Genomic DNA, 8,279 nt, shown 5'->3' with positions numbered 1-8,279 from the left:
AGCATGAAGCCGCCGGCCGCCGCCGCCTGAATCCAGCTTGTGTACGCGCCGCGCTTGCCCGGAGGCGCATGTTCGGCGACGTAGATCGCCGCCCCGCCATATTCGCCGCCCAGCGCAAGACCCTGCAGGGTGCGCAACACCAGCAGCATGATGGGCGCGGCGATGCCGGCCTGTTCGAAGGTGGGCAGCAGGCCGATGCAGGCCGTGGCCCCGCCCATCATCGCGATGGTGATCAGGAAGGTGTATTTGCGGCCCACCTTGTCTCCGAACCAGCCGAACACCAGCGCGCCCAGCGGCCGGAAGAAGAAGCCGATGGCAAAGGCGAACAGGCTGAACAGCAATTCGGTGGTGGGGTTGCCGGTGGCAAAGAACAGCTTGCCCAGCAGGCTGGCGAGGATGCCGTAGAGGAAGAAATCATACCATTCGAACACGGTGCCCAGCGAGCTGGCCACGATCACCAGCCGATCCCGCTTGGGATCGATCACGTCTTCGATGGTCTCGTCTGCAACGCCCAAAACCCGGCCTCCCCGCCTGTTCCTTGGCTTTCCGCATAGCGGATGCGCGCGGACATGCAACGCCTTGCGGCGGGGATGATGGCCAGACTGCACATTGCAGATAGGGTGTGTTTTGTGGACACTGACCGGGCGCGACCAGGAGCCTTTCATGAAGCGGGTCATTGCTCTCGTTCTGGCAGCAGCCTTGCTGCCTGCCCCGGCAGCGGCACGATCGCCGTTCGACGGCACCTGGACGCTCGATCCGGCCAGCACGCATGTGTTTCGCACCCGGTACGACATCACGCTGGCAAATGGGATGTTTGCCTGCAACTGGTGCCGGCCGGCCTGGCACATCCCCGCCGATGGCCGGTTCCATCCGGTCGCCGGGCAACGCGGATATGACGAAGCGTCGGTTCAGATCATCGACGGCCAATCAGCGGTATTCCGGCGCAAACGCGGCGGACGCGAAGTGTACGCCGCCACCGACATGGTTTCAGCGAACGGCCGGCATCTTGCCTTTTCCTGGGTAGAGCGCGACGGCGAAACCGTGGTTGAAACGGGATCGGGTCTGTGGGTCAGGCGTGGCCATCGCGACGCTGCCGCGCACCCTGTCACAGGCCAGTGGCGCGAGCTTTGGACAAAGGCGAATACGACCCGCACAGGCCAAATCACCATGACGCTCGACGGCACGCGGCTCCACATGCAGCTGGCGCCCGATCAGCATTTCACGGCGACACTTGGCGGCCCGGCGGCCCGCATCGCGGGCGACAAGCGGGGGACGATGGTATCGGTTCGCCGGCGCGGCTCGCAGTCGCTTGTCCAGACCGAGCGCGTGAGCGGCACGATCGTTTCAGTCACCCGTTCGACGCTGCGCGATCGGTTGACGAAGGATATCGTGGTTGAAGATCACGCCAGCAACAGCCTGTCGCGATACACGGCGCACAAGCAATGACGCATTGCTGCCATGAACGGCAGCCGGCATAGGCCAGATGATGGACATGCTGATCATTGCCGTGGTCGCTGCGCTGGCGTCAGCGCTCACCCTTTATTCGGGGTTCGGCCTTGGCACCATTCTGCTGCCGGCCTTTGCCCTGTTCTTCCCGGTGCCAGTCGCGGTGGCGGCCACCGGCGTGGTCCACCTGCTCAACAATATCTTCAAGGCCGGGCTGCTGTGGCGGCAGGCGGATTGGCGGGTGGTGCTGCGCTTTGGCCTGACGGCGGTGCCGGCCGCGATGCTGGGCGCGTGGCTGCTGGCCCAGCTGGGCGACACACCGCGCCTGTTCACGTGGGACGGCTTTGGCCGCAGCTTCGGGCCAACCGGCGCCAGCCTAGCGGTGGGCCTGTTGCTGCTGATCTTCGCGCTGCTGGAATTGCAGAGCTGGTTCCAGAAACTGGCCGCGCCGCCGCGCCTGCAACCGCTGGGCGGGCTGGTCACGGGCTTCTTTGGCGGGCTCACCGGCCAGCAGGGGGCCTTGCGCTCGATCTTCCTGCTGCGCGCCGGGCTGGCGGCCAAGTCGTTCATCGCCACCGGCGTGATGATCGCCATTCTCGTCGATCTGGCCCGGCTTTCCACCTATGCCGCGTCCTTCAGCGCCCTTGGCCTCAACCCCGATGGCCGGGAGGCGCTGCTGGTCGGCGTCGGCACACTCGCGGCCTTTGCCGGGGCTTGGGCAGCGACGCGTCACCTCGAAAAACTCACCATCACGGCGGTTCGGTCGGTGATGGCAGCGTTGATGTGCCTGATCGGGCTGGCACTGTGCGCCGGCGTGCTGGGCTGAACCGCCGCCCGCAATTGACCACCTGCCCACAGCCGGGCATGGCATCTGCCCATGCAGTATGACGCGATCATCATTGGCGGGGGCCATAATGGCCTGGTCACGGCCTTCTATCTCGCCCGCGCGGGCCTCAAGGTGCATATCTGCGAAGCGCGCGATATCGTGGGCGGCGCCTGCGTGACCGAGGAGTTCGCGCCGGGCTTTCGCAATTCGACCGCCAGCTACACCGTCTCGCTGCTGCAGGACCGGGTCGCATCTGACATGAACCTGGGCGAGCATGGCCTGACCATCGTCAACCGGCCGCTCAACAATTTCCTGCCGCTGGCCAATGACTATCTCAAGGTCGGCCCCGGCGTGACGGAAAGCGAAGTGGCGCGCTTTTCGGCGAAGGACGCCGCAGCGCTCGCGGCCTATGATCAGCGGCTGGAGGTACTGGCCGATCAAATGCGGCGTCTCGCGCTGAAGATTCCGCCCGGGCCGGGCCTGAAGGGCATGGCGGCGCTGGCCACGCAGGGCTGGCCGATGCTGGGGCTGAGCAAGGGCGAACAGCACGACCTGTTCACCCTGTTCACCCGCAGCGCGCGCGAATTCCTGGATGGCTGGTTTGAAAGCGATCCGATCAAGGCGGTGCTGGGCTTTGATTCCATCGTTGGCCATTTCGCCAGCCCTGACACGCCCGGTTCGGCCTATGTGCTGCTGCACCATGTGTTCGGCCAGGTGAACGGGGTGAAGGGCGCCTGGGGCCATGCCATCGGCGGCATGGGCGCCATTACCAAGGCCATGGCCGCAGCAGCGTGCGAAAAGGGCGTTTCCATCGGCCTGGAAGAGCGCGTGGCCCGCGTGAACATCGTGAATGGCAAGGCGAAGGGCGTTACGCTGGAAGATGGCCGCGTGCTGGAAGCGCCCATCGTGGCCAGCAATGCCGGCCCGGCGCTGCTGTTCCGCCAGTTGGTGGACCGCGCCGAACTGCCAGCCGAATTTGCCCGTTCGATGGACGGCTATGCCACCGGATCGGGCACCTTCCGCATGAACGTGGCGCTTTCGGAACTGCCGGACTTCAGCGTGCTCAAGGGCCACGGCCCGCACCACGGCGCCGGCATCATCATCGCGCCCAGCCTTGATTACATGGACCGCGCCTATACCGGCGCCAAGGCCTATGGCTGGTCGGCCCGGCCGATCGTGGAGATGCTGATCCCATCGACGCTGGACGACACGCTGGCGCCGCCCGGCCGCCATGTTGCCAGCCTGTTCTGCCAGCAATTCGCGCCCACCTTGCCCGATGGCCAGAGCTGGGACGATGTGCGCGAGAAGGTGGCCGATCTGATCATCGATACCGTCACGGCGCATGCCCCCAATTTCAAGCGCAGCATCATCGCGCGGCAGATCCATTCGCCGCTCGATCTGGAACGCAAGTTCGGGCTGATCGGCGGCGATATCTTCCACGGCCGCATGAGCCTGGATCAATTGTGGGCGGCGCGCCCGGTGCTGGGCCACGGCAATCATCGCATGCCGGTGAAGGGCCTGTATCTGTGCGGCAGCGGCGCCCATCCCGGCGGCGGCGTCACCGGCGCGCCCGGCCACAATGCGGCCAAGGCGATATTGTCAGACCGACTTTACGGCTTTGCGCGGGCGTAAAGCCGTACGGGGGTTTACAGCCGCTTGCGGGTGTAAACGAGCACAGGATAGCCCGCAGCGATGAGGGCGAAGCACCACAAGGTGGCTTCCAGCCCGGAGGCATAGAGCGCGAACAGCGAATAGAGCGTGCCGGCCAGGCCAACGAAGCGCATCGGGCCGGAGAGCAGTTTCAACCCGGCCAGCCCCACCGCCATATAGCCGACCAGCATCGCCGCGGTTGCCACTAGGATGGTGAATTCAAACAGGCCCGAAAGGCTGCGATCGGTGTTCATCAGCACCAGCGCAGCCGCCAGCCCGCCCGACAGCAGCACGGCCGCCGCCGGAGCCCCTGCGCGGTTCAGCCCGGCAAAGCGCTGCGGGAACTGGCCGACCAGCGCCATGGCGCGCGGCAGTTCAGCGGCGGTCAGGGTGAGGCCGTTGACCGTGCCCAGCGCCGAAATGGCCGCAAAAACGCCGATCAGCGCCGCCGCCTGCGAACCGATGAACGGGGCGGAAAAATCAGCAAAGGGCGCGTTGGACTTCGCCAGCGCATCGGCCGGCACCAGCGCGATCATCGCCGCCGAAATCGCCATGTACAGCACGCCGGCGAGCAGCGGACCGACGATGGTCGCCACCGGCACGGTGAATTCCGGGCGGCGGATCTTGTCGGCCGGTACCGTGGCCGATTCAAAGGCAAGGAACGCCCACATGGTGAGCGTGACCGAGGTGATCACCCCATCGGCTTCCATGGCGGATGGCGGATTGACCACCGCGGCGCTGCCCTTGGTGAACAGCAGCCAGGCCGCGATGCCTAGCACGGCGAGGAGCGGCATGAGTTTCAAGAAGGTGGTGGCCTGCTGCACGAAGCTGGCGGCGCCGATGCCGGCCAGGTTGATCGCGGTGACCAGTACCAGCACGCCAACGGCGGCAAGCGCGCTGAGCAGCGGATCGCCGGCCAAGCCCGGCCAGATCACCGTGAGATTGGACACGACCGCCACGGCCAGCGCCGCATTGCCGACCCAGACGCCGATCCAGTAGCTCCACGCCGCGATATATGACGCCTTGGCGCCGAACGCCGTTTCTACATACGCATGTGGCCCGCAGGTTCCGGGCATCTGCCGGGATAGCGCGGCATAGCAACCAGCCAGCGCCAGCGTGCCGGCCAGCGCGATCACCCAGCCGCCCATTGCCGACCAGCCATAGGGCGCCAGCGTTGCCGGTAACAGAAACACGCCCGATCCGACCATATTGCCCACCACCAGGGCCAGCGCGGCCACCAGGCCCATTTCCTTCTTGATGTCGGCCATGCGCGCCCCCCGGTTCGCTCACTTTGCTGCCCGCTGGCTGCCCGCCCGTCAACGAATTGCTTTTCAGCATTGCTATTCGGTCTGCCCAACTGGGCCTGACCTGCTTATGATGGGCGCCATGACGACTCTGCACCCCACCCTTTCTCGCGTCACCGACCGTATCATCGAAAAGAGCCGCGCTGGCCGCGCCCGCTATCTCGATCATATCGCGCAGGAGCGCGAGAACGGCATGGGCCGCGAGCGGCTGTCCTGCTCCAACCTCGCCCACGGCTTTGCCGCCGCGCTGGATGATCAGGCAACAATCAAGGCCGGCGCGCGCGTCAATATCGGCATTGTCACCGCCTTCAACGACATGCTGTCTGCCCACCAACCCTATGGCCAATATCCGCCGCAGCTGAAGCTGTTTGCCCGCGAAGTCGGCGCCACGGCGCAGGTGGCCGGCGGCGTGCCGGCGATGTGCGATGGCGTGACGCAAGGCCAGGTGGGCATGGAGCTTTCCCTGTTCAGCCGGGACAGTATCGCGCTGGCCACGGCGGTGGCGCTGAGCCACGGCATGTTCGAATCAGTCGCGCTGCTCGGCATCTGTGACAAGATCGTGCCCGGCCTGCTGATTGGCGCGCTGCGTTTTGGCCATCTGCCGATGATCTTCGTGCCGGCCGGGCCGATGCCCAGCGGCCTGCCGAACAAGGAGAAGCAGCGCATCCGCCAACTGGCGGCCGAAGGCAAGGCCAGCCGCGCCGAGCTGCTGGAGGCCGAAAGCGCCTCCTATCACAGCCCCGGCACCTGCACCTTCTATGGCACGGCGAACAGCAACCAGATGATGATGGAGGTGATGGGCCTGCACGTGCCGGGCGCGGCCTTCGTCAATCCGGGCACCGGCCTGCGCACCGCGATGAACCGCGCGGCCATGCACCGGCTGGCGAAGATTGCTCTCAATCAGCCCGACGAGCGCCCGCTGGGCACCTGTGTGGATGAGCGCGCCATCGTCAACGCCATCGTGGGCTTGCTGGCCACCGGTGGTTCCACCAATCACGCCATCCACCTGCCCGCCATAGCCCGCGCGGCGGGCGTGTTGATCGACTGGCAGGATTTTGACGAATTGTCGGGCGCCGTGCCGCTGCTGGCCCGCGTCTATCCCGGCGGCGCGGCGGATGTGAACCAGTTCCATGCCGCCGGCGGCATGGCCTTCACCATTCGCACCCTGCTCGATGCCGGCCTGCTGCACGGCGATATCCCGACAGTCGGCGGCGACAACCTTGCCGATTATGCCCGCGATCCGGCGATGGACGGTGACCAGCTGGTTTGGCGCGACGTGCCGGAAAGTCGCGACGAGACCATCCTGCGCGCCGCCAGCAACCCGTTCCGCGCTGATGGCGGCATGCGGCTGGTGAAAGGCAATCTGGGCCGCGCCATCTTCAAGACCAGCGCCGTGGACGAGGAGCGCTGGACGATCGAGGCCCCGGCGCGCGTGTTCGAGGATCAGGAGAGCGTGCAGGCCGCCTTCAAGGCTGGCGAACTGGATCGTGACGTGGTGGTGGTGGTGCGCGGCCAGGGCCCGCAGGCCAACGGCATGCCCGAACTGCACAAGCTGACGCCAGCGCTGGGCGTGCTGCAGGATCGCGGGCACAAGGTGGCGCTGGTCACCGATGGTCGCATGTCGGGCGCATCAGGCAAGGTGCCGGCGGCCATTCATCTGTGCCCGGAAGCCATGTCCGCCGGGCCGATTGCCCGCGTGCGTGATGGGGACGTGATCCGGCTGTGCGCGCGGCAGGGGCAACTGGATGTGCTGGTGGATGCCGCAGAGTTCCTGTCTCGCCCAGCGGCGGTGATCGGTGCATCGGGGCCGGGCACGGCCCGCGAACTCTTCGCCTTCTTCCGCACCGGCAGCGATGATGCGGAAGCCGGCGCTTCAGCCATGCTGAAGGCGGCGGGTCTGTAGAAACGAAAACGGCCGGGGTGTCGCCACCCCGGCCGCTTCATTATCAGCAAAAGCTGATTACTTGGCCTGCGCCAGGTAGGCGGTCATGCGCTTGGTGGCCAGCGGCGACAGCTTCACGGCCTTGGCGGCAGCGAGGTTGGCCGACGGGCCGTTGCCGACCTGCACCAGGGCAACCATGCCCATGGAGAAGTGCGGCAGGCACTTGATGCCATACACGCCCGGCTTGCCAACCTTCAGGATGAAATCCTTGCCCATGGCACCCTTCTGCTCGGCTTCACCGGCCGGCAGGAAGCCCGCAATGGTCTGGGCGTTGTGGCCCGGGTTGGTGGCCACGAACTTCACGGTGTCGCCAGGGGCAGCCTTCACGAAGCCCGGTTCGAAAACCATGGCGCCTTCGGCACCCTTGTTCAGCATTTTGACGGTGATTTCCTTGGCGGCAGCCGGAGCGGCGATCACCAGGGCAGCGGCGACAAAACCCAGAATCTTCATCTGTCTCTCTCCTCGCGCCGGCTTGTGGCCGGCAGGTTTTTCACACGCCCGGGCGGTTGCGCCGGATCGCTTGGACGGGCTCCATACGCTTCGACCCTTGTGTGCTCAAGGACTGGGGATTGCGACACTTTGTCCAAACCCCAGCCGTGCAATGGAGATTGCCGCAGCCGTGCTTTCGGCAAGCTGAACAAGTTACAGTGAAGCGATGATGCCCACCGCCGGATCGATGCGGCCATCGACCAGTTCTGCCCAGGCCTTGGCAACGGCGGCATCGCCGGCCACCTGCTCGACGCGCAGCCAGCTCAGCGTGGCGGCAAAGCGGCCCCAGGCTTCACCCAGCCGTTGTTCAAAACCGGCCGGGCCCCATTCGGCGACGCGATCCTGCGCCACGGTGGGCGCGAAGAACAGCTGCGGCACCGGGCCGGGCAGTTCGTTGGTGTTGGGGCTCTCCCAATGGGTGTCACCAACGATATGGCTTTCCTTGAGCCGCTCGCCCAGCAAGGTGTGGACACCGCTGCGCACTCCGCCATTGCCGGAAAAATCGACGAAGGCGATTGTCTCACCCGCGACGCTGGCGATCTCGTTATAGCTGAGCACCTGATCGTAATAGCCTGTCTTTTCGCAGAAATCGCGATTGGCAGGCGAGGTGAGGCCCACCACA

At 65.8% G+C, this 8,279-nt stretch carries 8 protein-coding genes; 4 read left to right on the top strand and 4 right to left on the bottom strand.

Features of this window, described 5'->3' with window-relative positions:
* On the bottom strand, positions 1-515 hold a 515-nt coding region (locus RT662_RS00155; RefSeq protein ID WP_313668125.1), incomplete at its 3' end, for an MFS transporter.
* Positions 516-627: 112 nt separating this feature from the next.
* On the opposite strand from RT662_RS00155, the gene RT662_RS00150 reads away from it, so the two are divergent.
* From RT662_RS00150 to RT662_RS00140, 3 genes are read left to right on the top strand one after another with little or no spacing between them, the layout of a single operon-like run.
* Positions 628-1,446: a hypothetical protein gene (locus tag RT662_RS00150; protein WP_313668124.1), complete on the top strand. Its 819-nt coding sequence runs from the start codon at positions 628-630 to the stop codon at positions 1,444-1,446.
* A 40-nt stretch (positions 1,447-1,486) separates the two neighbouring features.
* Positions 1,487-2,272 (top strand): sulfite exporter TauE/SafE family protein, encoded by a 786-nt coding sequence (locus tag RT662_RS00145; RefSeq protein WP_313668123.1) that lies wholly within the window; start codon positions 1,487-1,489, stop codon positions 2,270-2,272.
* Positions 2,273-2,323: 51 nt separating this feature from the next.
* On the top strand, positions 2,324-3,904 hold the full coding sequence (locus tag RT662_RS00140) for a phytoene desaturase family protein (RefSeq protein ID WP_409530118.1): 1,581 nt from the start codon (positions 2,324-2,326) through the stop codon (positions 3,902-3,904).
* 14 nt (positions 3,905-3,918) lie between these two features.
* Here the strand turns inward: RT662_RS00140 and RT662_RS00135 are convergent, their stop codons facing one another.
* Positions 3,919-5,190, bottom strand: coding sequence for an amino acid permease (locus RT662_RS00135; protein WP_313668121.1), 1,272 nt, complete (start codon positions 5,188-5,190; stop codon positions 3,919-3,921).
* A gap of 118 nt (positions 5,191-5,308) precedes the next feature.
* On the opposite strand from RT662_RS00135, the gene edd reads away from it, so the two are divergent.
* Positions 5,309-7,129, top strand: coding sequence for a phosphogluconate dehydratase (gene edd / locus RT662_RS00130; RefSeq protein WP_313668120.1), 1,821 nt, complete (start codon positions 5,309-5,311; stop codon positions 7,127-7,129).
* Between the two features lie 57 nt (positions 7,130-7,186).
* On the opposite strand, the gene RT662_RS00125 is transcribed toward edd, so the two are convergent.
* Positions 7,187-7,618: a pseudoazurin gene (locus RT662_RS00125; RefSeq protein WP_313668118.1), complete on the bottom strand. Its 432-nt coding sequence runs from the start codon at positions 7,616-7,618 to the stop codon at positions 7,187-7,189.
* A 192-nt stretch (positions 7,619-7,810) separates the two neighbouring features.
* Positions 7,811-8,279: DUF2855 family protein (locus RT662_RS00120; RefSeq protein ID WP_313668116.1), on the bottom strand; the 469-nt coding region annotated here is incomplete at its 5' end.

The sequence above is a fragment of the Sandarakinorhabdus sp. genome (genome assembly GCF_032115815.1).
GTDB lineage: Bacteria > Pseudomonadota > Alphaproteobacteria > Sphingomonadales > Sphingomonadaceae > Sandarakinorhabdus.
The sequence above is the reverse complement of the archived record's forward strand: the minus strand, read 5'-3'. Positions and strand labels throughout refer to the sequence as shown.